Annotated in this window: 25 protein-coding genes and 1 pseudogene; 8 read left to right on the forward strand and 18 right to left on the reverse strand. The window is 63.9% G+C overall.

Features of this window, described 5'->3' with window-relative positions; all coding sequences use genetic code 11:
• Positions 1 to 120: 120 nt before the first annotated feature.
• The gene (locus AC4AMJ_RS09610; RefSeq protein WP_489917929.1) at positions 121 to 1,317 is read right to left on the reverse strand and encodes a cytochrome P450; all 1,197 of its coding nucleotides are present in this window, start codon (positions 1,315 to 1,317) and stop codon (positions 121 to 123) included.
• 393 nt (positions 1,318 to 1,710) lie between these two features.
• Here AC4AMJ_RS09610 and AC4AMJ_RS09615 point away from each other — a divergent pair, with 393 nt between their 5' ends.
• Positions 1,711 to 2,160 (forward strand): nuclear transport factor 2 family protein, encoded by a 450-nt coding sequence (locus tag AC4AMJ_RS09615; protein ID WP_489917930.1) that lies wholly within the window; start codon positions 1,711 to 1,713, stop codon positions 2,158 to 2,160.
• Here the strand turns inward: AC4AMJ_RS09615 and AC4AMJ_RS09620 are convergent.
• A complete protein-coding gene (locus AC4AMJ_RS09620) occupies positions 2,080 to 2,415 on the reverse strand; it encodes an ATP-binding protein (RefSeq protein WP_489917931.1) in 336 nt (111 codons plus the stop codon). The two genes, AC4AMJ_RS09615 and AC4AMJ_RS09620, sit on opposite strands and share 81 nt — an antisense overlap.
• Before the next feature lie 133 nt (positions 2,416 to 2,548).
• Between AC4AMJ_RS09620 and AC4AMJ_RS09625 the strand changes: the two genes are divergently transcribed.
• From AC4AMJ_RS09625 to AC4AMJ_RS09635, 3 genes are read left to right on the forward strand one after another with little or no spacing between them, the layout of a single operon-like run.
• Entirely contained in the window at positions 2,549 to 3,616 is a 1,068-nt protein-coding gene (locus tag AC4AMJ_RS09625; RefSeq protein ID WP_489895637.1) for a tyrosine-type recombinase/integrase, read from the forward strand.
• Positions 3,613 to 3,924 carry a helix-turn-helix domain-containing protein gene (locus AC4AMJ_RS09630; protein ID WP_489895640.1) on the forward strand — a complete coding sequence of 104 codons (312 nt, stop codon included), beginning with the start codon at positions 3,613 to 3,615 and terminating at the stop codon, positions 3,922 to 3,924. Before AC4AMJ_RS09625 ends, AC4AMJ_RS09630 begins: the two co-directional genes overlap by 4 nt.
• A 22-nt stretch (positions 3,925 to 3,946) precedes the next feature.
• Positions 3,947 to 5,572, forward strand: coding sequence for a tyrosine-type recombinase/integrase (locus tag AC4AMJ_RS09635; RefSeq protein WP_489897343.1), 1,626 nt, complete (start codon positions 3,947 to 3,949; stop codon positions 5,570 to 5,572).
• A gap of 65 nt (positions 5,573 to 5,637) precedes the next feature.
• Here AC4AMJ_RS09635 and AC4AMJ_RS09640 read toward each other — a convergent pair.
• The 6 genes and pseudogenes from AC4AMJ_RS09640 to AC4AMJ_RS09665 form a co-directional block, all read right to left on the reverse strand.
• A pseudogene (locus tag AC4AMJ_RS09640) lies at positions 5,638 to 5,805 on the reverse strand (ATP-binding protein); the annotation flags it as partial.
• A gap of 518 nt (positions 5,806 to 6,323) precedes the next feature.
• A complete protein-coding gene (locus AC4AMJ_RS09645; protein ID WP_489917932.1) occupies positions 6,324 to 7,115 on the reverse strand; it encodes an IclR family transcriptional regulator in 792 nt (263 codons plus the stop codon).
• 181 nt (positions 7,116 to 7,296) lie between these two features.
• The gene (locus tag AC4AMJ_RS09650; RefSeq protein ID WP_489917933.1) at positions 7,297 to 8,130 is read right to left on the reverse strand and encodes an SDR family oxidoreductase; all 834 of its coding nucleotides are present in this window, start codon (positions 8,128 to 8,130) and stop codon (positions 7,297 to 7,299) included.
• Between the two features lie 38 nt (positions 8,131 to 8,168).
• A complete protein-coding gene (locus tag AC4AMJ_RS09655) occupies positions 8,169 to 8,957 on the reverse strand; it encodes a maleylpyruvate isomerase family mycothiol-dependent enzyme (RefSeq protein WP_489917934.1) in 789 nt (262 codons plus the stop codon).
• On the reverse strand, positions 8,954 to 10,156 hold the full coding sequence (locus AC4AMJ_RS09660; protein ID WP_489917935.1) for a CaiB/BaiF CoA transferase family protein: 1,203 nt from the start codon (positions 10,154 to 10,156) through the stop codon (positions 8,954 to 8,956). Before AC4AMJ_RS09660 ends, AC4AMJ_RS09655 begins: the two co-directional genes overlap by 4 nt.
• Positions 10,153 to 11,613: an aldehyde dehydrogenase family protein gene (locus AC4AMJ_RS09665; protein WP_489917936.1), complete on the reverse strand. Its 1,461-nt coding sequence runs from the start codon at positions 11,611 to 11,613 to the stop codon at positions 10,153 to 10,155. The genes AC4AMJ_RS09660 and AC4AMJ_RS09665 overlap by 4 nt, the downstream gene beginning before the upstream one ends.
• 84 nt (positions 11,614 to 11,697) lie before the next feature.
• Between AC4AMJ_RS09665 and AC4AMJ_RS09670 the strand changes: the two genes are divergently transcribed.
• Genes AC4AMJ_RS09670 through AC4AMJ_RS09685 form a run of 4 tightly spaced genes read left to right on the forward strand, consistent with a single transcriptional unit; the run spans position 11,698 to position 15,048 of the window.
• A complete protein-coding gene (locus AC4AMJ_RS09670) occupies positions 11,698 to 12,459 on the forward strand; it encodes an SDR family NAD(P)-dependent oxidoreductase (RefSeq protein WP_489917937.1) in 762 nt (253 codons plus the stop codon).
• Positions 12,456 to 13,229, forward strand: a complete 774-nt coding sequence (locus AC4AMJ_RS09675; protein ID WP_489917938.1) for a crotonase/enoyl-CoA hydratase family protein — start codon at positions 12,456 to 12,458, stop codon at positions 13,227 to 13,229. The genes AC4AMJ_RS09670 and AC4AMJ_RS09675 overlap by 4 nt, the downstream gene beginning before the upstream one ends.
• Positions 13,230 to 13,257: 28 nt before the next feature.
• Entirely contained in the window at positions 13,258 to 14,409 is a 1,152-nt protein-coding gene (locus tag AC4AMJ_RS09680) for a thiolase family protein (RefSeq protein ID WP_489918407.1), read from the forward strand.
• Between the two features lie 18 nt (positions 14,410 to 14,427).
• Complete coding sequence (locus AC4AMJ_RS09685; protein WP_489917939.1) at positions 14,428 to 15,048, forward strand: TetR/AcrR family transcriptional regulator; 621 nt, start codon at positions 14,428 to 14,430, stop codon at positions 15,046 to 15,048.
• A 135-nt stretch (positions 15,049 to 15,183) separates the two neighbouring features.
• Here AC4AMJ_RS09685 and AC4AMJ_RS09690 read toward each other — a convergent pair whose 3' ends face one another.
• The 10 genes from AC4AMJ_RS09690 to AC4AMJ_RS09735 all read right to left on the reverse strand — a co-directional run bounded on the left by AC4AMJ_RS09690 (position 15,184) and on the right by AC4AMJ_RS09735 (position 25,931).
• Positions 15,184 to 16,698 (reverse strand): amino acid permease, encoded by a 1,515-nt coding sequence (locus AC4AMJ_RS09690; protein WP_489917940.1) that lies wholly within the window; start codon positions 16,696 to 16,698, stop codon positions 15,184 to 15,186.
• Between the two features lie 9 nt (positions 16,699 to 16,707).
• Positions 16,708 to 17,454 carry a succinate dehydrogenase/fumarate reductase iron-sulfur subunit gene (locus AC4AMJ_RS09695; RefSeq protein WP_489917941.1) on the reverse strand — a complete coding sequence of 249 codons (747 nt, stop codon included), beginning with the start codon at positions 17,452 to 17,454 and terminating at the stop codon, positions 16,708 to 16,710.
• Position 17,455: 1 nt separating this feature from the next.
• Positions 17,456 to 19,384: a fumarate reductase/succinate dehydrogenase flavoprotein subunit gene (locus AC4AMJ_RS09700; RefSeq protein WP_489917942.1), complete on the reverse strand. Its 1,929-nt coding sequence runs from the start codon at positions 19,382 to 19,384 to the stop codon at positions 17,456 to 17,458.
• A 62-nt stretch (positions 19,385 to 19,446) separates the two neighbouring features.
• The gene (locus AC4AMJ_RS09705) at positions 19,447 to 20,271 is read right to left on the reverse strand and encodes a hypothetical protein (protein WP_489917943.1); all 825 of its coding nucleotides are present in this window, start codon (positions 20,269 to 20,271) and stop codon (positions 19,447 to 19,449) included.
• Complete coding sequence (locus AC4AMJ_RS09710; RefSeq protein WP_489917944.1) at positions 20,268 to 20,558, reverse strand: Rv0250c family protein; 291 nt, start codon at positions 20,556 to 20,558, stop codon at positions 20,268 to 20,270. Before AC4AMJ_RS09710 ends, AC4AMJ_RS09705 begins: the two co-directional genes overlap by 4 nt.
• 110 nt (positions 20,559 to 20,668) lie before the next feature.
• On the reverse strand, positions 20,669 to 22,240 hold the full coding sequence (locus tag AC4AMJ_RS09715; RefSeq protein WP_489917945.1) for a DUF222 domain-containing protein: 1,572 nt from the start codon (positions 22,238 to 22,240) through the stop codon (positions 20,669 to 20,671).
• 420 nt (positions 22,241 to 22,660) lie between these two features.
• Positions 22,661 to 23,410, reverse strand: coding sequence for a glutamine amidotransferase (locus AC4AMJ_RS09720; protein WP_489917946.1), 750 nt, complete (start codon positions 23,408 to 23,410; stop codon positions 22,661 to 22,663).
• A gap of 26 nt (positions 23,411 to 23,436) precedes the next feature.
• Positions 23,437 to 23,724 carry a hypothetical protein gene (locus AC4AMJ_RS09725; protein ID WP_489896047.1) on the reverse strand — a complete coding sequence of 96 codons (288 nt, stop codon included), beginning with the start codon at positions 23,722 to 23,724 and terminating at the stop codon, positions 23,437 to 23,439.
• Positions 23,725 to 23,758: 34 nt separating this feature from the next.
• On the reverse strand, positions 23,759 to 24,280 hold the full coding sequence (locus AC4AMJ_RS09730; RefSeq protein WP_489896048.1) for a flavodoxin domain-containing protein: 522 nt from the start codon (positions 24,278 to 24,280) through the stop codon (positions 23,759 to 23,761).
• A gap of 22 nt (positions 24,281 to 24,302) precedes the next feature.
• Positions 24,303 to 25,931 carry an MFS transporter gene (locus AC4AMJ_RS09735; protein WP_489918408.1) on the reverse strand — a complete coding sequence of 543 codons (1,629 nt, stop codon included), beginning with the start codon at positions 25,929 to 25,931 and terminating at the stop codon, positions 24,303 to 24,305.
• Positions 25,932 to 26,012: the final 81 nt, after the last annotated feature.

Genomic DNA, 26,012 nt, shown 5'->3' on the forward strand with positions numbered 1-26,012 from the left:
GTACAACATTTTTGGCTCCGACCCTCACCGAGCTCGTGGAGCCCCGCCCTCCCGGCCGGTGCATGACCTGGAAGCGGTTCGGTGAGTGCGCGCCGTCCGAATGGGTCGCGGTGTGACTCGTCAGCTCGTTTCCGGCGGCGTCCACGTCACGTCGAGGCGCGTCGGGCCCCGGAAAGCCCACCCTTCGAACGGCACCTCACCCGCAAGTTGGAGATTCGGTAGCCGGCGGAAGAGCGTCGGCAGTGCGACCTGGCCAATGGAGAGTCGGGACGCCCACGCACCCATGCAGAAGTGGGCGCCGCTTCCGAAGGACAGGTGGGTGACCTTGGGGCGATGAATGTCGAAGACGTCGGCGTTGACGAACATGGATTCATCCCGGTTCGCCGACGCAACTGACGCCACGATCAAGTCGCCTTGCTTGAGCGCTTGTCCGCCAAGGGTCGTCGGAGTTGCGATCCGCTTGAAATAGACGGACAGCGGCGCGACCCATCGAACGGCCTCCTCGAACACTTGCTTCCACAGATCAGGCTGCGCAAGAACATCACGCAGCTGGTCGGGATTGGACAGCAATCCATAGGTGCTCAAGAGAATCGCATCACGCGGCTCGTTGATGCCCCCACCGATGAAGACCTTCAGATTACGTTTGATCTCGTCGACCGACAGGGGGTCTTCGGCGTGAACCATCGCAGAGACGATTGAGTTGTCCGGATCCCGCTTGACGGCTTCGATAGTCGCCTCGATGCTCACGTCAAGAATCTCGTTGGTCTGCGCACAGCGCGCCCAGACTTCCGGATCGTCGGCCACGTTGCCACCAGCGGCCACGAGATTCTGAGAATGGACCTGCAGTTCCGGATATGGCACACCACGCAGGCCGAGCAGTGCGTTGAGGTTCATGACCGACAGCGGCGCGGCGAAATCCTCGTACAAGTCACCCGCCCCTGCTGCCACGAACTTGTCGATGAGTGAATCTGCATTCTGCTGAAAGGTCGGGATCCAATGCTTCTTGATCACGTTGGGACGGAGAGCGGACTCCGCGGCTCGGCGCAATCGCGCGTGCGGATCGCCGTCCGTTGAGATCACCGAGACACCACCGATCGCCCTGCTGGCAGGCGTCGGTTCATCCTCGGGCTCCTCTGCCGAGAAGATCTCAGGATGCTTCTCGACGTACAGCACGTCCTCGTATCGGGAAACGAGATAGCAGTTGAGAGCCGGAATCCATTCGACGCCTTCTGCTCGCATACGCTCGTAGATCGGATATGGGTCGTGCCACAGCTGTTCAGGCGTGATGGCTGCTGCGAACTCGCTGATTTGGGTCATCTATTCCTTCTCTTCCTCTGAGTGGCTATGAGGGTCACCATGCGGGCCCGCCTCCCTGTTGGCTTCCGCGCAGTCCACCGGGAGTACGCGATTACGCGTAACTGGAGCCACCACTGGCCCACGGCGAGCGAAGTTCTCCGACCGAGACCACGCAGTCGTCGGCGGCTGGTGCACGCACCGGCGACCACGAATGCAAAACAACAGATGTGATGCAGAGCACGTCCCACGCCCGACAGTAAGCGAGGACCGCTTAGCGGTCAACTGGTCCGCTATCTGGACCGTTTTGGCCGGGCATCTTCGACACTCTTGACGGGCAGGCGGTAGTTTGCGCACACTGTGAACCACATCAAGGACCGTCGGTCCCTAAAGTGGACCGAATGAAGGGAATGAAAGATGGCGACGCTCGACCTGGGATCTGAAAACTACTCCGCCGCACGCGGAGCAATCAGCGATGTATTACATCGCTACGCCTTCCTCGCACGGGAAGGGGCAGATCTACTCGAACTCGCGGCGCTGTTCACCCCTGACGGAGTCTTCGTCCTACCCGACGGGTCGCAGGTGCCACCAGCAGAGTTGTACCGCATCGCCGACGACAATCCACCCGTGTACGTGAGACACCACATCACCACGATCGCTATCGAGTTCACGGATGAATCCAACGCGGTGGCTGACAGCTTCTTCATGGCCTTTTCTGACAAGGCCCAGCCGGATCACTGGGGTCGCTGGCACGATACGTTGACCCGCGACGCAGAGGGACGATGGCTACTGACCAGCAAGCAGCCAATCGTGGAGGGCCAAGACCCACACGGTGATTGGGCCAAGAGTAGGTTCGTCGAACAGTAACGTGATCGCCAGCAGCAATCCGGTGCAGACAACAAGTGCCCCGGCGATTTGTCGAGACGCGGTCTCGCAGATTGCCTTGCCGCCGCTCCCGCCCTGTGTGGGTAGTTCAGGTGTGATGGGCCTCCGTTCGTGTTTCATGCGGTAGCAGTCGCCGTCGGTGACGACGATCGTGGCGCGGTGCAGCAGTCGGTCGAGGATGCTGGCGGCGGTGGTGTGCTCGGGTAGGAACCGGTCCCAGTCATATGGGGCTGGCACTTGTTCGTCTCGGGGGAAATGTGCTGCTAGCTGGGCTTTAGGGCGCTCTGCGTGTCCTCCCTGTTTTCAAGGTGGGATCGAGATATGTTAGGTGCTACCTGAACCAGTTAAGTGGGAAGAAGGTGTGCCGGCGATGGAGGGTCTGCGGGTGATTTCCGGTGGCGCCGTCCCGGTCGAGCCGGTCGTGGCCGATCCTGCTGTGTTTCAACAACAATGCGTGGATGCGTTTGTGGCGTCGTGGCGGGCGCGGGGGTTCAGTCCGGTGACGATCGACAATGATGTCGGGTTGTTGGAGCGGACGTTGTCGGCGTTGGGGTGTCCGGCGTGGGAGGTCACCAGCGAGGACGTCGATCGTGTGGTTGGGGAGTTGGCGGTGGCGGGTCTCTCGGCGGCGACGCGGCGTGAGTACGTGCAGATCTTCAAGGGGTTCCATCGGTTCTTGCAGACCCGGAAGGCGGCCGAGATCGAGGCGGCGTTCGGGGTGCGGTTGGTGTGTCCGATCGACGAGTTCAACGCGTCGCGGCATGTGGGGGACGATTCGCCGGCGGTCGCGCCGCCGCCGAGTCCGGAACGGGTGGGTGAGTTCTTCGAGTTCTTGAAGTCCAGGATCGCCACGGCCCGCAAGTATGCGCCGGCGGCGCGGGACTACGCGATGTTCCGGACGCTGTATCACGCGGGTCTACGGTCGGAGGAGGCGTCGTTACTGGAGGTCGCCGATGTCCATTTCGGGCGGGGACCGTTCGGCAAGCTGCATGTGCGGTTCGGGAAGGGGGCGCATATGTCGGGTCCGCGGCCGCGGTGGGTACCGATGCTCGATGGGTTGGACGTGTTGTTGGGCTGGTTTCTGGCCGAGGTGCGGCCCAAGTTTCCCGACTCGGTGGTGCTGTTCGCTGACGAGTCGGGTGGTGCGTTGCATCGTGGCACGATCCGCAACCGGCTGCGGTATCTGATGGAGTTGGAGGGTCGGCCGGCGGTGGAACGGTTCAGCCCGCACGCGCTGCGCCGGGCGTGCGCCACGCACAATTACGAGCGTGGCGTGGATTTGGTTGCAATACAACAGCTTCTGGGTCACTGGACGGTCGGCTCGACGATGCGGTATGTGCGTCCGTCGGCGACGTTCATCGAGGACGCCTACCGGCGTGCGGTCACCTCGACGTTGGCCGAGCTCGGCGCGGAGGACGCGGAGGACGCAACGGTATGAGGATCCGGTGGCGGTTGCGGATGGCGGCGGCCCAGCGTGAGGTGTGGACCGCGACCGAGTTGCGGCGGTTGCTCGCGGAGCGAGCGGGGATGCAGATGTCGGCGGCGTCGGTGTCGGCGCTGTTCACCAAGGAACCCAGCCAGGTCAAGTTGTCGACGCTGATCGCGCTGTGCACCGCACTGCAGTGCACCCCCGATGACCTGTTCGAGATCGACACCGCGCCGGTCGAGCAGCCCGCTGAGGCGGCCCGACCGGTCAGCTCCGAGCCGGCGGCCACCGTGCGGGGCCGGTCGATGCCGCCGATGTGAGCACACGACCTGGAGCGCGGGAATGGGTAAGCGGCAACGTGATTGCGTCGAGTGTGGCGCCCCGGTCGGATACCGCGACCGCGAGCACTGCTGCCGCTGTATCCGCCGGATACGCGCGCAGCAGGCGAAGGAGCGATGCCCGGGCTGCGCCCGTGACCGGGTGCTGTTCGCGGCGACCGGCCGCTGCGCGGTGTGCTCGCGCCGCTGCGCTGCCTGCGGCAACCCGACCCGATTTCGTGACGAGCCGTTGTGTCGAGGGTGCCGCAGACGCGCCGAGCGCGCCGCCGCGAAGTCGCTGTGCCCGCGTTGCGGCAAGCCCGGCTATCTGCGGGATTCGACCGGGTGGTGCGGGCTGTGCTCACGTCCGGGCCCGGCCAAGGACCCGCCCCGGATCTGTGTGTCCTGCGGCCAGCTCCGTCGCCACGTCGGACATGGCCTGTGTTCTCGTTGCTGGCAGCGCAACCCGGACCGGCCGTTCGTGCGGGGCGAGACCCTCGCCGCCCGGCTCGCCGAGCCGCCGGACTGGCTCGAGGACTTCGTCGCGTATCTGGCCGCCCGGCATTGCCCGGCTCGCGCAAGCGGACTGATCACCACGCTGGCTCGGCTACTCGACGACGACCACCCCAACCATCCGCAGCGTGTGCTCGAGCGGGCCCGCCGGCCCGGCCGGTCGATGGGAACGCTGGCCCGCGCGCTGGAGACGTTCTTCACTGACCGCGGCCTGGCGATGGCCACCGACCAGCCCGAGCGACTCGCCGCCGACCGCCGGCAGAAACGGATCGATGCCGTACCACCCGGGATGCGTTGTGCAGCTGCAGATTTTGCCGAGTCGATGCTCCGTGCCCGCGAACGTGCGCGGCGGGCACATACCCGGCCCCGCGCCGACCGCACCATCGAGACGGCGTTGGCGATCGTCCGAGATCTCGCGGTCTTCCTCGATTCCCAACGCGGCAAACAGGATTGGGCTCTCGTCGAGGTTGCCGACATCGAAGCGTTTCTCGCCGCCTCACCGAACAACCAAGCACGCCGGCTGACGGTTCTACGCCAATTCTTCCGCTTCGCCCACACCAGCCACGTGCTACTCATCGACCCCACCAGCGGCCTATCCGCGAAACGCTACCGAGCGTTTCGCGGCCCCACCCTGACGATCGACCACCAGCGGGACCTGTTTCGGCGCTGGAGCACCGATACCGACACCCACCCCCATGAGGCCCTGATGGGGCTACTGGCCCTGTTGCACGGCGCATCCAACCGCGAAGTACGCACACTGCAGATCGATCACATCGACGACGGTGCTCGATCGATCCGGCTCGGGCAGCGACCACACCCGGTACCACTGGACCCGGTCAGCTGGGCCGCTCTGCAACGCTGCCTGGCCCACCGCGACCGACTGCACACCGACAACCCGCACTTGCTCGTCACCCGCGGCACCAAGGCCGACCGACGACCCGCCTCCGAGGCCTACCTGACCCATTTGCTCGACCCGTGCGACGTGTCGCCCAAGCTGCTGCGCACCACCCGCCTGGCCGATCTGGTCAACACCCTCGACCCGAAACTCGTCGCCGCGGCCTTCGGCATGCGACCCGAAGGCGCGCTGATCTACCTCAACGACCACGTCGACCCAGACCGACTACCGCAGCACACCTGACGATCCACACCCGAACCCGTGCAGTTTCGGTGCCAGTGCGCACACGTTCGCGCGAACAAGTGCGCTTTTTCGAACGGCCAGTGCGAGGCGATCGCCAGGGACCGGCGTTCGTATGCGCCGGCGACGAGCCGGAACAGCAGTCGGTTGCCGGTGTCGTCGAGCGGGGCGAATCCGACTTCATCGATGATGAGCAAATCCTGGCGCAGCAGTGCTTCGATGGTTTTACCGACGGTGGCCCAGTCGATGGCCAGATAGTCACCCGGATACGGTCCTTCGCAGACTTCAATGGAACTCCCAGGCGGTGATGGTGTTTTTGGCACCTTCACCGTCATCGCCTGGGCTTCAGTCCGGGTCGACACGACGAACACAGGGCGGGGAATTTTATCTGGCCACCATAGGGACTTTGTCATGGCCATTAACACCCCAAGAGCGCCGTCGAACGCAACATCGACGTCCTGGCTCAGCTCGATGGGTGGTCGCGGATCAAGCCGTGCGGCTTCTCGACACAGTCGATCACGTTGACCCTGTGTGTGAATTGACGCTGACTATCCTGAGACGACAGCGACTCAGCAGCCATACATCAGAAACGGTTCACCTGGCCGTCCCGGAACGAGCGGTCGTGACAATCATCGAACGGGAAGACGCCACACAGCCGTTGCGTCTGGTGCCGGCAGGCGGGGCCAGGTCACCCATGCACGCCAGTTCGACCGGCACTTCGGTGCACATGGTGTGCCGCATCGCTTCTCGCTGATCAGCTCGCGGTAGCGCTTTGAACAGTCGCTCCCAAGAGTCGTGAAGAGTTTCGGGCTGCGAGGCCGTTGCTGACCTCTGCCGCAGCGGCGACAACCTGTTCTCCGAAAGTGTGCACTTCCGACTCCATCCGCGATTGCGGACCAGATACGCTGAGCGCGGCGATGGGTTGGCCACCCTCAGAGGTGATGTGGGCGGCGACCGAAATAATCCCACTGACCAATTCTTGGTCTGCGATCGCGTACCCGCGTCGCTTGATCTCGCGGAGATCAACTCTCAACTTCGTGGGATCTACAAGTGTACGATCCGTGATCCGCTCGAGGTCACCTTCGAGATAGGCGTCGATTTCGGCATCATCGAGGTGCGCCAGTATCGCTTTGCCGGTGGACGAGGCATGCAGGGGAGACTGTGTGCCGATCGGTTGGACCAGCCGCAGAGCGTGCTTGCTGTCCATCCGTTCGATGAGCCGCATGTGATCGCCATTCAGCGCACCCAGATGTACCGTTTCGAGAGTAGAAATATTCAACTGTGTCATCGACGGCAAGGCACAAGCTCGCAGCTCGCCGAGATTGTCAACACGCTCCCCCAGGGTGCGGACACGCTCGCCGAGCTTCCACCGCGTGGCGTCGCGCGAAGTATCCGCACGTATCCAGCCGGTCTCGGCCAGGACGGATAAGCTGCGCTGGACCGTACTCTTCGGGAGTTCGAGTAGACGGGCAAGAGCGCTCAGCCCGATAGGCTGGTTGTCGGCAACCGCTTCCAGCACCGTGAACGTCGTCCGAACGCTCCGCATCTCATCTCCCCTGTACCACATAGCCACCATGCTGGTCCGCAATACAGTCCAGTATGGCACAAGAGCGACTCGGTGGGACCGTCCCGATAAGGGCTATGGGACGACAGGGTCTCAACGCCGACCAGATCTCACGATCAATGGTTCAGGTCCCGGCACCGCGGACCCGCGCGTAGCGTGCGTACTAATAGACGTAGTCTTCGCCACTGGCGCGAACGGTGATGTCACTGATGCTGATTCCCCATGGTTGGTCGATGACGTGGACTACGGCTTCGGCCAGGTCGTCTGGGGTGATGAGCCAGTATTCCACCGAATCGCGGTCTTTCAGTTCCTCCGGCATCTCGCCCCGCATGTAGGCCGACATCCGACCGTTAAAGGTTTCAGCCCGCTGCCCCACGAGACCGACGAGCGCCGATCGATCCACCATTTCCTTGTGTAGGTTGGTCCCGAATACACCAGTGGGCCTCACCGTGGTGACCTTGATTTTTCCTTGCGCCTCGATTCGGAGCGAGTCCGACAAGGTGGCAACAGCCGCTTTGGTCGCGCTGTAGACGGCCGCGCCTTCGATGCCTGCGTTGCCGTAGATGGACGAGATGTTGACCACCTGCCCGCGCCCTTGCTCGATCATCTGGTCGTGGACCGCGCAGATGCCGTTGAGTACGCCCTTGATATTGATATCGATCGCCCGATGCCACTTCTCGATCGCACGGGCGTGATCAGAAAAGTACGCGAGCGGCATGATGCCGGCGTTGTTCACGATGACGTCAATCGCGCCGTAGGTGGCGACCGCATGCTGGGCAGCGGCTTGCATCTGATCGAAGTCAGTGACATCGGCCGCAAAGGACGTGATCTCTCCCCCGGCCTCGCGGATGGCCTCGGCGGCCTTCACCAGATGCGCCTCATTGAGGTCGATGCCGACGATCTTGGCGCCTCCCGCGGCGCATCGCTCGGCGATCAGGCGGCCGAACCCGCTGGCGGCGCCTGTAACGATGATTACTCGGCCGTCTAGATACTGCATGTGGAACCTCCGTTGAAGTGAACGTGATGGTGGCCAGGTCAGATGACCTGAAGGGCATCCAGGATCGGACTCACGCGCTCGCGGCGTCCGTCAATCGTGACGACGGGACGCCAGGCTGAACGCTTCGTTGCCCAACGCAGGAAGTCCGCGGCGCGGGTGGTAGCCGTGTCCGGCGGCAGATCGGCGGTTTCGGTCAGGGTGACGTTCTCACCGACTCGGGATAGCGTGAACCCCCGCTCGGTTTCACCCACGATCCGGACTCCCACTGGATCGTCGCGCAGGACCAGCAGCATCGACGCCGTGCGCATCTGGGGTAGACCCGCCAACATCCAGTTGATTGCCGGGTCGATGCTTTCGGCGATGTCGACCCGTCCAGTCACCGGGCCATAGGGCGCCAGCAGGTCGCACGTCACGTGGACGAGATGGTCGAACGCAACAGCATCCGCGAATTGGGCCAGTCGATACGAACCGAGTTCGCCGAGACGTATTGACTTTGAGGCCAGCGGTTCGCTCTGCTGAGCCTCCAGTGCTTGCAACCCTCGCTCGGCCTGAGTGTTGTAGTACTCATACGTCTGACTCGGTGACCAGTCCGCGCGCTCGATCACTGCAGCGTCGTTCAGCGACTCGATCGTGCCAAGAGGATTCGGCGGCAAGGGCAATCGTGGTTCGGCGATGGTGTGCAGGAAGAAGGCCAGGTGGGCAACCAGATCCTGGACGCGCCAGCCATGGCAGCCGCTGTCAAGGGCCCAATCTTCGGCATCGAGACCGTCGAGAATGACCCGGGTGTCGCGCATCAAGGCACGCACCGCGGTGATGGATGCCGTCATATCGCACCGACCTCACGCATTGAACTCATCTCGTCAGGCTCGACGCCGTGTTCAGCGAGTACAGCGTCGGTATGTTCTCCCAGGGCAGGGACCGGACCCATCCACGGCGAGTGGCCGGAGATCACCGACGGGGGCAGCAGTGCTGTCAGTTCTCCGACGGGCGAGGATACGTGCTTCCATCGTCCACGTGCCGCAAGGTCGGGGTGTTCCACGACTTCCAGCGGCGTGTTGTATCGGGCATTGCCGATACCGAACTCCTCAGCGGCGGACTGAATATCGTCCAAGGTCCGAGTCGCGCACCACGCTGCCACGATCTCGTCGATCTCCTCTCGCCGGGCAACCCGGTCGATGTTTCGCCGGAAGCGCTCGTCGCTTGCGAGCTCTGGTTGTCCCATCATTGCCGCCAATCTCTTGAATTCGCCGTCGTTGGTGGTGCCGAGTACCGCCGTCTGCCCGTCACTGGCGAGGTACGCGCCGTACGGAGCCAGCGCCGGCGCGCCCATACCAACGGGCGGGAGCTCCGACTGCGAGTATCGGGCGTGCGTCAACGAATATCCCATCAACTCTGTTGCCGCATCGAACATTGCGACGGATGAGCTCGCTCCTGTGCCAGTGCGATCGCGGTTGTGCAAGGCAGCCAAAATCGTGATCGCGGCATACAGCCCGGCGGACACGTCGACCACAGCGGGGCCTGGTTTCGCCGGTTCGCCCGGCCGTCCGGTTACCGCGCAGGCCCCACTTTCGGCTTGGATCAGCAGGTCGTAGGCGCGCTTGTGTGCCATGGGACCGTCCTGGCCGTAGCCCGAGATCTCCAAGGCAATGAGGCGCGGATAACGTTCGGCCAGCGTTTCCGGATCGAGACCGAGTCGGCGTGTGGCACCGGGCGTCAAATTGGACACCAGCACGTCGGCGGACTCGAGAAGTCGATGCATGACATCGATACCCGCAGGAGTCTTCAGATCGAGGCCGACCGACTCTTTGCCACGGTTCGCCCAGACAAAGTGAGCGGCCATGCCGTGAACGACATCATCGAACTGGCGGGTGAAGTCTCCCCCCTTGGGATTCTCGATTTTGATCACTCGTGCACCTAGATCAGCGAGTGTCCGGGTGCACATCGGCGCCGAGACAGCCTGCTCGACGGTAACAACGGTCACGTCGGACAGGGGTCCCCGGCGGTCGGCTATCGTCTCGGCGCTCACCGCTGTCCCTGCGCATCCGAGGCCGGATGTGGGCGCCCTGGGCCGACCACGACTTTCGGATCTGTGAAGGAGCGAAGCCCGTACAGACCGTTTTCGACTCCGACACCACTCTGCTTGTGACCACCAAAGGGCAAGTGTGGTTGTACGCCACCGCCATGGCTGTTGATCGAGACCTGCCCACTGTCGAGTTCGCCGGCGATGTCGAGGGCATGGGACGCGTCGGCGGACCACACTGACGATGTCAACCCGTATTGAGAGCGATTGGCTCGCGCCACTGCATCGGACACTTGTCGATACTTCACGATCGGCAACACCGGGCCGAACTGCTCTTCGTCGACGAGTCTGACGCCATCATCGACCTGGTCGATGATGGTCGGTTCGAAAAAGAAGCCTGGTCGATCGATTCTGCTTCCGCCTGCCGCAGCACGACCACCACACCGCAACGCATCCTGCACCAGATCGGTCACGTGAGTCAGCTGCGGCTCGTTATTGAGCGGTCCGAGGTCGACTCCGTCCGCCGTACCTTCGTCAACCCTCACGGACCGGGCAACGCCTGCGATCGCGTCAACAAACTCGTCGTGCACGCTGTCGTGCACGTACACCCTCTTGACGGCAAAGCACGTCTGTCCTGAGTTCCGAAATGCTGCCCAGAACAGCCTCTTGGCGGTGCGCTCGATATCCACGTCCGGCAGCACGATGGCGGGATCGTTACCGCCTAGTTCGAGTGTCACACGCTTCAGATCGCTTGCCGCGCCCACGGCGACATGTTTGCCCACCGCGGTTGAGCCGGTGAAGGTGACCTTGCGGGGTACCGGATGTGACACCATCGCCGCACCGAGGGGCTCCACCCCAGCGATCACATTCAACACACCGTCCGGGAAGACTCCACGCAAACACTCGCCTACCGCGAGTGTGGTCAACGGCGTGTAGGGCGATGGTTTGACCACGATGGTGTTTCCAGCCCGTAGTGCAGGCGCTATCTTCCAGACGGCCAACGTGATCGGATAATTCCACGGCGTGATCGCGGCGACTACGCCCAGCGGCCGATGAAGAACCTCCTCATACCCTCGCTCGTCGTCACGAACGATCTCGCGGGGCACTTCGAGATCGGCATAGTACCGAAACCACTGAGCACTGACCTTGATCTCTGAGCGAGCTTCCTTGAGCGGTTTGCCCTGTTCAGCCGTCAACAACGCTGCCAGATCATCCTGCGCATCCTCGAGCGCCGTAGCCGCGGCAGCCAGTGCGCGGCGACGCACCACTTCGTCGGCACGCCAGCTCTGATACGCAGATTCGGCAGCCATGAAGACGCTGTCGAGGTCGTCTACCGACAGCGCAGGTGACTGCCCCAACACCCGCCCCGTCGACGGGTCGAGAACATCGAAATGATCACTGGAGTCATAGTCTTTGCCGTTTACCGTCATCCGGTACGCGGACCGATCCGTTGTCTTGACCATGAGCAAGGACGATACACGCTTACTGGACATCCAGCAAAGAAGATGCAAGACTCGGGTTCCACCACGACCAATCGGAAGGACATCATGGATCTGACGGGTTCAGTAGCTCTGGTCACCGGGGGTGCCTCAGGCCTCGGACTTGCGTCCACCACCGCGTTGATCAAGAGGGGCGCAACGGTTTTCGTCGCGGATCTGCCGACTGCCGATCGAGACGCGGCCGCCGCCGCGGGTGCGACCTTCCTGGCAGCGGACATCCTCGACGAGGAGCAGGTCAACAAGGCGCTTGACGCAGCGCAAGATGCCGGACCGCTGCGCGCTGTGGTGCACACGGCCGGACGCGGTGGCGACCGCCTCCGGATCATCGACCGCGACCGTTCGCCGGCGCCCATGACATCGTTTGTCGACGTCGTGCAGACGAACCTGTTTGGGACATACAACGTCTTACGGTTGTGCGCCGCTCGAATGTCTGGGAACGACACGCTCGAGGACGGAAGCCGAGGAGCCTTCGTTTTGACCGCGTCGGTGGCTGCGTTCGACGGGCAGGTAGGACAAACCTCCTACGCAGCGTCCAAGGCGGCGGTCCATGGCATCACGCTCGTCGCTGCGCGCGATCTGGCGTCGTGGGGCATTCGGGTCAATACGATCGCACCCGGACTCTTCGACACACCCATGCTTGCGCGACTCCGCGACGACCTCCGCGAAGGTCTCGCCCAGTCCGTTCCGTACCCGAAAAGGCTTGGAGCGCCTGAGGAATACGCCCGTCTGGCCGTCGAGCTGCTCGAGAATGGATACGTGAACGGAGAGACCATCAGGCTCGACGGATCAATCCGCATGGCACCCCGATGAACGAATCCAGCGGGGAACTGACTACAACGGAGGTCGGCAACGTCGTCATCATGACGATGAACCGCCCACAGAGCCGCAACGCCATGACCCTCGAGATGGCCCAGGCTATCGCGGCGTGCCTCGACGAACTCGACTCGCGGGATGATCTCGCGGTCGGAGTACTCACCGGATCGCCAGAGACGTTCTGCGCGGGAGCAGACATCAAGCGTCTGGCCCAAGGCCAGTCGGCGACCGTCGAGGGGCGTGGATTCGGCGGACTTGCCGAGAAGCCGCCGTCGAAGCCACTGCTGGCGGCAGTCGAAGGCTGGGCGCTCGGAGGGGGTTTCGAACTGGTCCTGGCGTGTGACCTCGTCGTCTGCGGTGCCAGTGCTCGATTCGGACTTCCCGAGGTCCGTCGCGGACTCATCGCCCGGGCGGGCGGAGCCATCCGCCTGCCCCGCCGATTGCCACGAGCGGTCGCGCTCGAAGTGCTACTCACCGGCGAAGCGCTGACCGCACCGCGCGCCCACCACTTCGGTCTTGTCAACGAAGTAGTCGAAGATGGCGGCGCGCTCGCAGCGGCAATGAGCCTGGCCCAGCGCATCGCCGCGAACGCACCACTCGCAGTGGCCGCCACAAAGCGCATCGCCGAAGAATCCGCTCGCTGGGACCAAGACAAACTGTTCGAGCGACAGCGACAGATCACCGACCCCGTCTTCTCGTCTGCCGACGCCGCCGAGGGTGCGCGCGCGTTTGCCGAGAAGCGACCGCCAATCTGGACCGGCGCATGAGCGCGCCGACCGACCCAAGGAGATACTCATGCCGGACGCAGTGATCGTCGCCGCTGTTCGCACGCCAATCGGCAAACGCAACGGTGCGCTCTCAAGCCTGCACCCCACTGATCTGTCCGCCGTCGTACTGAACGAGCTGGTTGCGAGAACTGGCGTCGATCCCGAAGACATCGACGACGTGCAGTGGGGTTGCGTCACTCAGCTCGGCGATCAGTCCAGCAATGTCGGCAGGTTTGCAGTTCTGGCTGCGGGCTGGCCGCATTCCGTTCCCGCGGTAACGATCAATCGCGCCTGTGGGTCCAGCCAGCAGGCCCTGGACCATGCCGCACATGCCGTCATGTCTGGACAACAGGAAATAGTTGTCGCGGGAGGCGTGGAGACCATGAGCCGAGTGCCGCTCGGCGCAGCGCGAGCGGTTGGCCAGCCCTATGGTCCGACTGTGCTCGAACGGTACGGGGTATCAGACTTCAGCCAGATCGACGGCGCGGAACTGATGGCGGCCCGTCGGGGCCAGAGCCGGCACATGCTTGACGAGTTCAGCGCACGGTCACACGAACTGGCGGCTGCCGCGATCGACAAGGGCGCCTTCGACGAACAGATCGTGGCCGTCACCACGGGCGACGGCACGATCGTCTCTCGTGACGAGGGACTGCGGCGTGGAACGACGACAGAATCCTTGGCGAGCCTGAAAGCGATTGTCGGGGAGCAAGGTGTTGTGCACGCAGGGAATGCGTCTCAGATCTCCGATGGTGCCGCGGCAGTGCTGGTCACCACTTCCGAACGTGCGAAGTCGCTCGGGCTCGAGCCACTCGTGCGGTACCACAGCGGTGCGGTCAGTGGAGCAGACCCGATCACAGTGCTCGAGGGTCCGACACCGGCGACGGAGAAAGTGCTGCGTCGCTCTGGCCTCAGCCTGCGTGACATCGGGGCGTACGAGGTGAACGAGGCGTTCGCTACCGTCCCTCTTGCCTGGTTGAATGACCTCGGTGCTGATCTTGAGCGACTGAATCCACTCGGGGGGGCCATCGCGTTGGGCCATCCCTTGGGCGCATCCGGTGCGATCTTGATGACCAAGCTCATCCACCACATGCGAGACAACCAGATTCGGTATGGCTTGCAGACCATGTGCGAAACAGGTGGAACCGCGAACGCGACCATCGTCGAGCTTGTGCAGAACTGATCCGGAACAATGCAATCCATGCCGACACCGCGTACCGCGACACAGGACGAACGCAGCGACGCTGCACGGGCGTCCATCATTGCCGCAGCCATCACCTTGCTTGCCGAAGAGGGTTATCGTCGCACCACGTTCACCCGGATTCAAGAAGTGGCCGGTGTGAGTCGTGGCCTGGTCACCTACCACTTCGGATCCAAGTCGAAGCTGATCGAAGCAGTCATTTCCTCCACGCGTGACACTTTCGCCGTCGAGGCTCTCGAATCCTCGGGCACCAGCGGCACGGGCCTGGACGCAGTGATGGCCATGGTCAGCTCGTATATTCGTCGTCTGGAGATCAACTCCAAACCGGCCAGCATCATGCTGGTGCTCGCAGTCAGCGCCGAAGCGGACGAACCCGAGGTCAAGAAGGCGTTGACCGGTCGTTACGCCGAGATGCGTGATCAGCTGGTCGGATGGATCGAACGAGGCAAGCAGGACGGCAGCATCGCCGGCTCGATAGATTCCGTCGCGTATGCGGCGGTCGTCGAAGGAATAGTTCGCGGCGTCGCGCTGCAGTACATTGTGGATCCAGGGGCTGTGAACATACCGTGCACCGAAGATGCTGCCGTGGCGGCAGTGCGCGCAGCGCTGACCGGACGCTGAGACTATCGAGTTTCATGTGTAGCTCATTGCTTCTGTAGGACACAACCTACCGCGATCTCCACCATCACTCGGCATAGCGCCCCGCCGCGATCGGTCAGACAGAATCCGAATGAAAGCGTAGCGCCGGGGTCCGCATCAGTGGACCGGCTCGGGATCGGGATCGGGATCGCGGTGCGCCGACGCCGCCGCGGCGGGCGACAGATCGGCGGTACGGAGATCAACCGTCGGTGCACGCGTGACCAGTTTGTGGCCCCACCAGAACGCGAGGAACACGAACAGCGCCCCGTAGGCGGTCAGCCACAGTTCCAGGTTTCCCGCGCTGCCGTCGCGAATGGCGGGAAGATTCTGGCCCGCGATGACGGCGACACACATGACCAACGCGATGATCGGGCCTGCCGGGTACAACCACGCCTTGTAAGGGAGTTCGTCGAGCGAGCGCCCCTGCACGTTCCACGCCCGTCGGAAGCGGTAGTGCGCCCAGGCGATTCCCATCCAGGTGATGAAACCCGCCACCGACGACGCGGTCACCAACCACACATACGCGCGACCGTCACCCACCCGGCTGGCCGTGAAACACAGCGCGCCGATCGCCGTGGTGGCGGCCACCGCCATCAGCGGGACACCCGACCGGGTGACCCAGCCGAACAGCCGCGGTGCGCTGCCTTCCACCGACAGACCGTACAGCGCGCGGGTGGCGGCAAACAGGCTGGCGTTACCCGCGGACAGGATGGCGATCAGGATGACGGCGTTCATCATCGAGGCGGCGACGGAGATACCCGCCTGGGAGAACACAAGTGTGAACGGCGCGATCGCGATGTTCTCCTCGGAGGCGTTCAGCAGGTTCGGATCCGTGTACGGGATCAGAAAGGCGATGATCGTCAGAGTGCCCACGTAGAACAGCAGGATGCGCACAAAGACGGTGCGCACGGCCCGCGGGATCGCGGTCTTGGGCTCCACGGCCTCCCCCGCGGCCACCGCGATCATCTCGGTGCCCTGAAAGGCGAAGCCGGCGATCAGAAACACCGACAGCATGCCCAGCGGCCAATCCACGAACGGCGCATCACCGACGGTCCAGTTGCTGAAACCGGGCGAGGGCATGTCGCCGACGACACCCAGGATCAACAGCACACCAACAAAGAGAAAGACGACCACCGCGATCACCTTGATCGTGGCGAACCAGAATTCCGCCTCACCGAATGCCTTGACCGCAAACAGGTTCAGTGCGAGGAGTCCCGCCAGGAACACCACCGACCAGATCCACGACGGCACATCGGGCAACCAGTACTTCATGATCAGTCCCGCCGCAACCAGCTCAGCGGCCAGGGTTATCGACCAGTTGAACCAATAGTTCCAGCCGGCGGCGAAGCCGAACGACTTGCTCACGAACCGTTTGCCATACTCCTCGAACGGATTGCTGCACGGGATGTACGCCGACATCTCCCCCAGACTCTGCATGAGAAAGAACACCATGGCGCCCATGAGTAGATACGCCATGATGGCGCCGCCCGGACCGGCGTCGGCGATGGTCGCGCCTGACGCCACAAAGAGGCCGGTGCCGATGGCGCCGCCCAGCGCGAGCATGCTGATGTGACGGCTTTGCAGGCCCTTGCGCAGCGACTCGTCGGGGGTGATCCCCAAAGGACTGGACATTCGCAGAGTCTATCGACGAAACAGTTTGTTACCCAGCCACACCAGCGGGTCGTAGCGGCGATCCACCACCCGTTCCTTCATCGGGATCAGTGCGTTGTCGGTGATCTTGATGTGTTCAGGGCACACATCGGTGCAGCACTTGGTGATGTTGCACAGTCCCAGACCGTGCTCGGATTGCGCCGAATCGCGACGTTCGGCCACGTCGAGGGGGTGCATGTCGAGTTCGGCGACACGCATCAGGAAACGGGGCCCGGCAAAGTTCTGCTTGTTCTCCTCGTGATCGCGGACCACGTGGCAGGTGTCCTGACAGAGGAAGCATTCGATGCACTTGCGGAACTCCTGCGACCGCTGCACATCGACCTGCTTCATCCGGTACTCCCCGGCCTTCAATCCTTCCGGCGGAGTGAACGACTGGATCTCGCGGGCTTTCGCGTAGTTGAACGAGACGTCGGTGACCAGGTCCCGGATCACCGGGAACGTCCGCATCGGTGTGACGGTGACGACCTCGTCCTCGGTGAAGGTCGACATCCGGGTCATACACAGCAGCTTGGGACGGCCGTTGACCTCCGCCGAGCACGACCCGCACTTGCCGGCTTTGCAGTTCCAGCGCACGGCCAGGTCAGGTGCCTGGGTGGCCTGGAGCCGGTGGATGATGTCGAGTACCACCTCGCCGTCGTTGGCCAGCACCGTATAGTCCTGGAGCTCACCATCATCGGCGTCACCTCGCCACACCCGGAACTTCGCGTCGTAGCCCATGTCAGCTCTCCTTGTTCCCCCCGGCGTCGGGGTGGCCGGCGATCTCACCAGCGGTGTAGTACTTCTCGATCTCGGAGAAATCGAACAGTTCCAACAGATCCGGACGCATCGGGGTCTGCTCCTCTTTGACCACCGTCACCTCGGGCACCGGCGCATCGTCACCGAGTTCGGCGGTACAGACCAGCAACGTGTTGCGCCACTCCGAGTCCATCGCCGGATGGTCGTCACGGGTGTGCCCGCCACGGCTCTCGGTGCGCAACAACGCCGCCTTGGCAACACATTCGCAGACCAGCAGCATGTTGCGCAGGTCGACGGCCAGATGCCAACCGGGATTGAACTGCCGGTGGCCCTCCACCTGCATGCCCGGCAGACGCGAGCGGATGTCGTCGAGAACCTCGATGGCCTCGGCCACTTCGGCCTCTTTGCGGATGATGCCGACGAGGTCGTTCATCGACTGTTGCAGGTCGGTGTGCAGGGTGTACGGGTTCTCGGGCTTGCCGCCGGTCTGCGACTCGAACGGCGCGAGCGCGAACGCGGCCGCCCGGTCCACATCGGCCGCCGACACCGCTGGCCGGTTCCCCAGCCCCTCGATGTAGGAAGCCGCACCGAGACCGGCGCGCCGGCCGAACACCAGCAGATCCGACAAGGAGTTGCCGCCCAGCCGGTTCGAGCCGTGCATTCCGCCGGAACACTCGCCGGCCGCGAACAGACCCGGCACCCGCGCCGCCCCGGTGTCGGGGTCCACTTCGATCCCACCCATCACGTAGTGACAGGTGGGGCCGACCTCCATCGGTTCGGCGGTGATGTCGACGTCGGCGAGTTCTTTGAACTGGTGATGCATCGAGGGCAGGCGACGGATGATCTCGTCGGTCGGCATGCGCGACGCGATGTCGAGATAGACGCCGCCGTGTTCGGTGCCACGGCCTGCTTTGACCTCTTCGTTGATCGCCCGGGCAACCTCGTCGCGGGGCAACAGATCCGGTGTGCGGCGCGCACTGTCGTTGTCGGCAAGCCATTTGTCGGCTTCTTCTTCGGTTTCGGCGTACTGCCCCTTGAAGACCGGCGGAATGTAGTCGAACATGAAGCGTTTGCCGTCGGTGTTCTTCAGGACGCCGCCGTCGCCGCGCACACCCTCGGTCACCAGGATGCCCTTGACGCTGGGCGGCCAGACCATACCGGTCGGATGGAACTGGACGAACTCCATGTTGATCAGGCTCGCGCCGGCCCGCAGCGCGAGTGCATGTCCGTCGCCGGTGTACTCCCACGAGTTGGATGTCACCTTGAACGACTTGCCGATGCCGCCGGTCGCCAGCACGACCGCGGGCGCCTCGAACACCACGAAGCGGCCGGACTCGCGCCAGTAACCGAACGCACCGGCGATGGCATCACCGTCTTTGAGCAGTTCGGTGATGGTGCACTCGGCAAACACCTTGATGCGCGCCTCGTAGTCGCCGGTGGCCGCGTAATCCTCCTGCTGCAGCGAGACGATCTTCTGCTGCATGGTCCGGATCAGTTCCAGGCCGGTCCGGTCACCGACGTGGGCCAGTCGCGGGTAGGTGTGCCCACCGAAATTGCGCTGCGCGATGCGTCCGTCTTCGGTCCGGTCGAACAGTGCGCCATAGGTTTCCAGTTCCCAGACCCGATCCGGAGCTTCTTTGGCATGCAGTTCCGCCATACGCCAGTTGTTCAGGAACTTGCCGCCACGCATGGTGTCCTGGAAATGCGTCTGCCAGTTGTCCTTCGAATTGGCGTTGCCCATCGACGCGGCACAACCACCCTCGGCCATCACGGTGTGCGCCTTGCCGAACAGCGATTTGCACACCACCGCCACCGAATAACCCTTCTCCCGGGCCTCGATCACCGCCCGCAGGCCGGCACCTCCGGCACCGATGACGACGACGTCGTATGTGTGGCGTTCCGGTTCGGTCATCTAGCCAACAACCCCCACTGTGAGATCGATTGCGCAACAACAGTTGCGTTCAGGACAACGAATCAACCCACGAATCGCAGGTCGGAGATGGTGTCACTGGCCACCAGCATGATGTAGAAGTCGGTGAGCACCAGCGTGCCGAGCGTGATCCAGGCGAACTGCATGTGCCGGGTGTTGAGCTTCGACACCTGGGTCCAGATCCAGTATCGGATCGGGTGGGCCGAGAAGTGCTTGAGCCGGCCACCGGTGACATGCCGACACGAATGACACGACACGGTGTAGGTCCATAGCAGGATCACGTTCACCAGCAGGATCACATTGCCCAGTCCGAAGCCGAAGCCTCCGCCCTTGCCGTGGAACGCCATGATGGCGTCGTAGGTGTTGATGACCGAAATGATCACCGCCACATAGAAGAAGTAGCGGTGAGCGTTCTGGATGATCAGCGGCAGGCGCGTCTCGCCGGTGTACCGGCGGTGGGGTTCGGCGACCGCACAGGCCGGTGGCGAGAACCAGACAGAACGGTAGTAGGCCTTGCGGTAGTAATAACAGGTCACGCGAAAGCCGAGCAGGAACGGCAGAACCAGAAAGCCGAGCGGGATCCACATCGGCAGTTCCGGAAACGGTGTGCCGAAATGGCTCGATCCCGGGACACACGAATCGCTCAAACACGGCGAGTAAAACGGTGTCAGGTAGTGGTAGTCGGCCACCCAGTACGCGCTGCGCACAAACGACCGCACGGTCGCGTAGACGATGAACGCAGACAAACCCAGCACCGTCAGCAGTGGTGACAGCCACCATCTGTCCACTCGAAGAGTCCGCGCCGCCAGGCGCGCCCGACCCGGAGAGAAAACCCCGGTAGCCTCCCGCTCAGTCGCGGGGGCGCTCACTTCGTTCGCTCACGCGAGTGGAAGCCCAACCCTTCGTCTTGCGCACCGAGCCACGCCGCCTCGTCTGATTTGCTGTCGGGTACGTACACCACGTCGTCCTTGTTCCTCACGCGGAGCAGCGGTGGCGGCGCGTGCTCTAAGTCGTGCAAGTCGATCTCAAGTCGGTCGAGGTCGTTGGTCATCCGGCGGACGGCATCAACGTCGCCGTACCGCGCCTTCAGGGTGACGATGTGATGCCGCAGCACCGCGATGCTGCGGTGGAGGTCTTTCATCTCGACCGTTGCCATGGCGCTCCCTCCAAGACCAATGTGATACACACCACAGTACCGTCGAGGTCCCTTCAGTCAACGACTTTGTCCGAACGTGTCGAGGTGCTGGTGGCCGTGGCACGACTGCGTCAGTCGGTCTCGTCTCGTTCGCGGCGTCGGCGATTGCGTGTTCGTTCTTGTCGTCTGCGGGCGTGTTTGGCTGCCAGCCGGGTCACCCCTCGGGTGGGTGGGGTCGGCGGTGGATTCGGGTGGTCTGGCGGTGCGGGTGGGTCGGGTGCTGCAAATCGGATGCGCCGCAAGCCGGGGAAAAGCGGTTCCATGGTGTTGGGGTCACCCTCGATGACCAGCCCTTCGGGGGTGGTGAACTCGGTGCGTAAGCGGCCACGCCGGTCTCGGTACTGATCGTCAACCCAGTCCCCGAAGGTTTTGATGAGGTGGAAGAAGCGGTCTTTGATGTTCAGATTCTCCGGCACCGTCTGCCCACCTGCCGCCGGGTCGGTGTGGTCGTATTCGTCGACATGCTCCACATCGGCACCGGGGGCGAATGTCGACGTGTTGTTGCCGGGTACCACGCTGTAGCCGTCGCGAATCCGGATGAAGGTATCCAGCGCGGTCGAGGGCCGGTACGGGTTCGACGGCAGATGCGCGGGCAGCGTGTAGGTGCCGTCCGGGTTCTGCGGCGTGCCCTTGGGCACCAGGTGTTTGACCACCGCGTCGGGGCGGGCGGCCAGGTCGCGCACATGTTCATCGGAGATGACGCCGTGCCCGGCCATCCACCCCGCGTGGGCGGCGGTGCCTTCCAGGGTGGCTTCATCGCAGACCACGTGGATGACGACCTTGGCATCGACCGGCGGCACCGTGGCGGGTTCGGGTATCTGCGCGACACAGTCGTCGCGGCCACACCGGCACTCGAAGCGGGTACCGGACAGCAACGCGAACATGGCATCCGAGGCGCGTTGCTGTTTTGTGCGCTCATCATGTTGGCATGCTGCGGCGGCCAACGCGGTGACCGCGGCGGCGGCAATGCGCACATTCTCCGCCGACATGGTCGCCGTGATACTCGCCATGCCGTCGGGTTTCGGTGTGGTCCACATCCGCCGCTGTGCGAGGGCACGGCGGCGTTGTTCGCGTACCGCATCCGGGTCGTGGCGAAACACGATGCGATCCACCATGTCCCGGAGCCGTTCGGCCGACCAGGCGCCGCGATGCAGGTCGAGTTCGGCGGCGATCTCGGCATCCACGTCGGGCATCGCGTCGTGGCCGGTGAGCAGATCGGTGCGGGCGATGATCGAGGACACCCGCGCCGGCGCGATCTGCCCGTGGCGCAACCGTTCGGCCACCTGTGGCAGCCGATCCCGTAGCGCGACGGCTTCCCGCACCTGTGTTTCGGCGGCAGTCTGGGAGATGCTCAGCGCCAACGCGATGCGGGCGGCGCAATCGGCGAAAGCGTCGACCACCAGCAGATCGCGCTGCTCGTCGGGCCCCACCAGACGGCGGTGCAGGTCGGCGGCCAGCTGATAGTTGTGCCAGGCCAGATACGCCGCACCCCGCTGGGTGGAGGCCATCGATCCCAACAGGTCGTTGGTGTCGGCGTCGGCGATGTCGTCGGCATGCAGCCCGCCGGTGAAGCGCGGCGCCAGGTCTGGCCACGGCGAGGCCTCACCCCACCACGACGACAACGCCCAATCCGAACCCGACACCGCACAACACCTTTCAGAGAGATGGACACGGCGAAACCACACGTCCCACATATCTCTGAAAAGTGACCGACCCCCAGCGGGGCCGATCCGGCATCACATCACTGCTTCGATTTCGCTGGTTGCCAATCTACGACATCGGTCCGACAAGAATGATCGACGCAGGTCAGGGCGGGTATCACCGGGTCTCGATACGCCTTCTCGCCTAGCGGCTCGCAGGCTACTCGACCAGCGGAAAAGGGCGTGCCCGACGACCAGCGGAAAAGGGCGTGCCCGACGACCAGAGGAGTGGTGCCCCTCGCCCAGCGAAGTGGCGCCCCTCGAGCAGGGGAAAGGGGCGGACCCTACCGCGGATCGAGTAGCCGACGAACGTAGTGAGGAGGCGTATCGAGATCGACCAGCGAGGACGCGACGCGCAAGCCCTCACTCTGCCGCGCGACGGTACCGCTCGACGAATCGACGCAGGATCGCCGCCGGATGCCGCGCGTCGCGCTCGCGAGCGGCGATCTTCAGTGAGTCTGCCTCGTCGGGGGCGAAATAGCCGAAATCGCGGTAGACGTCGATCCTGGTCGACAAGCTGTCGGCGTCGAGTTCGGGATGGAACTGCGTGGCATAGACGTTGGCGCCCACCCGGAACGCCTGAACCGGGCACTGGGCGGAGGACGCGAGATGAACTGCGTTGTCGGGCAACGTCGTGGCGGCCTCCTTGTGGCCCCCGTAGGCGTCGAAGGTGTCGGGAACATCGGCGAACAGGGGGTCGCGCCGACCCTCCGTGGACAGCGTGACGCTCACCGCACCCACCGGTTCGCCGAATGTGCGGTCGATGGTCGCGCCGATCGCAACCCCCAGCGTGCCCACCCCGTAACAGCAACCGAGAAAAGGAAAGTCGGCGTCGACGACCCGGCCCACCAGGTCCAGGAGCTCGTCCTCCACGCGCAGCTGGGTCGAGGTCTTGGACTCCACGGGATCGCTCGCGTTGAACGGGCCGCCGCCGAGGATGATGCCGGACCAGTCGAGCAGATCGATGGGTCCGAGCCGACGCCGCGTCAGATTGACCGCGTGCAGCTCTGTGGGCGCCAACCCGCCGAGTCGGAGCACCGAGCGGTGCTCGTCCTCGGCCGCCTCCGGTTCAGCACGAACAGACAGCAACAGGAAAGGCAGTGGTCCGAGCACGTGAACCTCCTCGCCGACGTGCGCGGTCATCGCGGGAACGCGGCCACCATGGCTTCCACGGCGGCCTTACCCGCCTCGTCGACGGTGAGACTCATGATCGACGACATGGCGAGCAACACGGTGAACTGGCGCGGATTACGCGGCTTGCCGAACATCGAGGTCTTTTCCTTGATCTGCAGTTCACGAAAAGTCGAGACAGGGTTGCGGGCCGCCTCGTCCTTGCCGTGATGCCGGAACTTCGATACGGTCGCTCCGTCGAACAGGATCGACTCACCGTCAGCTCCACGTACCTCGGTCATCGACGTCTCGGACATGCCCACCTCTCGTCGGCGACATGTTATCCCGAAATCACGTGTTTGCTCCTGCTTCCGAGCGTTGTCGGATGACCGATGCCCACCGCTCGACGTCCGCCCAGTCGCGATGGTCGCCTGGCCGCGCGCCCATCAGTCCCATCAGCATCCGGGTCGTCAGTTCGGGCGGACGCCCGAATCTTCCGGCGAACGGGTGGTAGTCGACTGCCGCCAGGCGGTCTCGCATCGTCGCAATCGCGGGCGGAACCTTGGTGCGGAAGATCGCGCCGACCGGACCCCGCAGTGTCGGCCCCATGCCCAACGAGAACAGCCATACGGGGCGAAGACGGAGTTCATCCAGGTTGTCGTCGACGAAAGCGTCGAACTCGGACAACAACGCACCATTGTGGATCGGGCTGCCCGCCACGACGACATCGAAGGCGGCCGGATCGGGCCGATCAGCAACCGGCACAACGCTGACGAGCATCGATGCATCCCGCAGGTACTGACCGAGGCGCTCGGCCACCTCTGCGGTCGACCCGTCTGCGGTGGCGTAGGCCACGAGAACGTTTGTGCTCATTCTGCGATCGTCGCGCACCCGGTCAGTCGTGGGAAGGGCCCAACGTCACCTCTGCCGCTCTGGTCCGAGGTCCCCTGAGTGCGGAAGCGACGGCGGCACAGACCGACAGTGCGATCGAGACCGCGAACACCACCACGAGTCCGTCGTGGAACGGCCCGGACAGCAGGTTCGGGAAGAAGGTGTGACCGGTCAGGTGGTCGACCTGAGCGGCGGTGAGGCTGTCCAGCGTCCCCGTTCCCGACAGCAGGTGCTCCACGGGGTTCACACCCAGCATCGCCGAGAAGAGCGACGCCACCGGCGGCAGATGAGCGACATCGGTTGCCACGCCGGCCGAGACGCCCTGCTGTTGGAGACCCGCCGACATCGCCTCGGGCAGGTTTGCCGACAAGCCGACCACCATGAGCGAGAAGAAGACCCCGATCGACAGTGCGGTACCGGAATTCTGGAACGTCGCGCGCATCCCCGACGCGACACCGCGGTAGCGGGCCGGCACGCTGCTCATGATCGACGACGTGTTGGGCGCCGCGAACATACCGGTGCCGATGCCGTTGATGGCGATCAGGATCGCGAATGCCCAGTACGGGAAGCTGATCGGCAGGAACAGCAGCCCGACGAAGCTCGACCCGAACACGACCATGCCCACGGTGGCGAATCCCCGCGCGCCGAAACGGTCGGACATGGCACCGGTCAACGGCCCCGACACGAAGAAACCCAACGTCAGTGGCAACATGAAAATGCCTGCCCACAAGGGGGTGTCGGCGTAGTCGTAGCCGTGCAGTGGCAACCAGATGCCCTGCAGCCAGATGATCAGGATGAACTGCAAACCGCCTTGCGCGAGCGATGCACACAGCGCGGCGGCGTTGCCGGCGCTGAAAGCACGGATGCGGAAGAGCTCGAGCTGGATCATCGGCTCGGCGACCCGCTTCTCGATGAACACGAACGCGACGAGGAGCACGATGCCGGCGGCGAGCAGCCCGAGGGTGATCGGGTCGGCCCACCCCATCGTGTGTCCGCCGCGCGGCTGCAGCCCGATGGTGATGGCGATCAGGATCGCCGACAGCCCCACAGCGAACGTCCCGTTGCCCCACCAGTCGATCCGGCCGGGGTGCCGTTCCCCGTTGTCACGCAGCTTGAGATAGGCCCACAACGTGAAGAAGATCCCCACAGGCACGTTCACCCAGAAGACCGCCCGCCAGTCCCAGGCCGCCAGTAACCCACCGAGCACCAGCCCGGTCAGCTGACCCGCCAGCGCGGCAACCTGGTTGAGGCCCAGCGCAAATCCACGACGGTCGGCCGGGAAGGCGTCGGTGAGGATCGCCGCCGAGTTGCCCGTCAGCATGGATCCGCCGAGGGCCTGCAACACCCGCCACGCGATCAGCCACACGGCCGCACCCGACGCATGAAATGGGTCGAACGACAACAAGATCGATGCCACGGTGAACACCGCGAATCCGGCGTTGTAGATCCGCACCCGACCGAACATGTCGCCGAGCCGGCCCAGCGTGGTCACGGCCACCGCCTGCACCAGCCGATAGCCCATGATCATCCAGAGCAGGTAGCCGATGTTCTCGGCCGCGAGCGGATCGAGCCCGATCCCCCGGAAGATCGCGGGTAGGGAGATGATGACGATCGAGCCGTCCAATGCGGACATGAAAACCGCCGCGGTGGTGTTCGACAGGGCAATCCAGCGGTAGTGATCGTTCGGCGCGGCCGAGCCCGCCTCGGGAGACGG

The sequence above is a fragment of the Gordonia sp. LMA484 genome, from assembly GCF_058129505.1.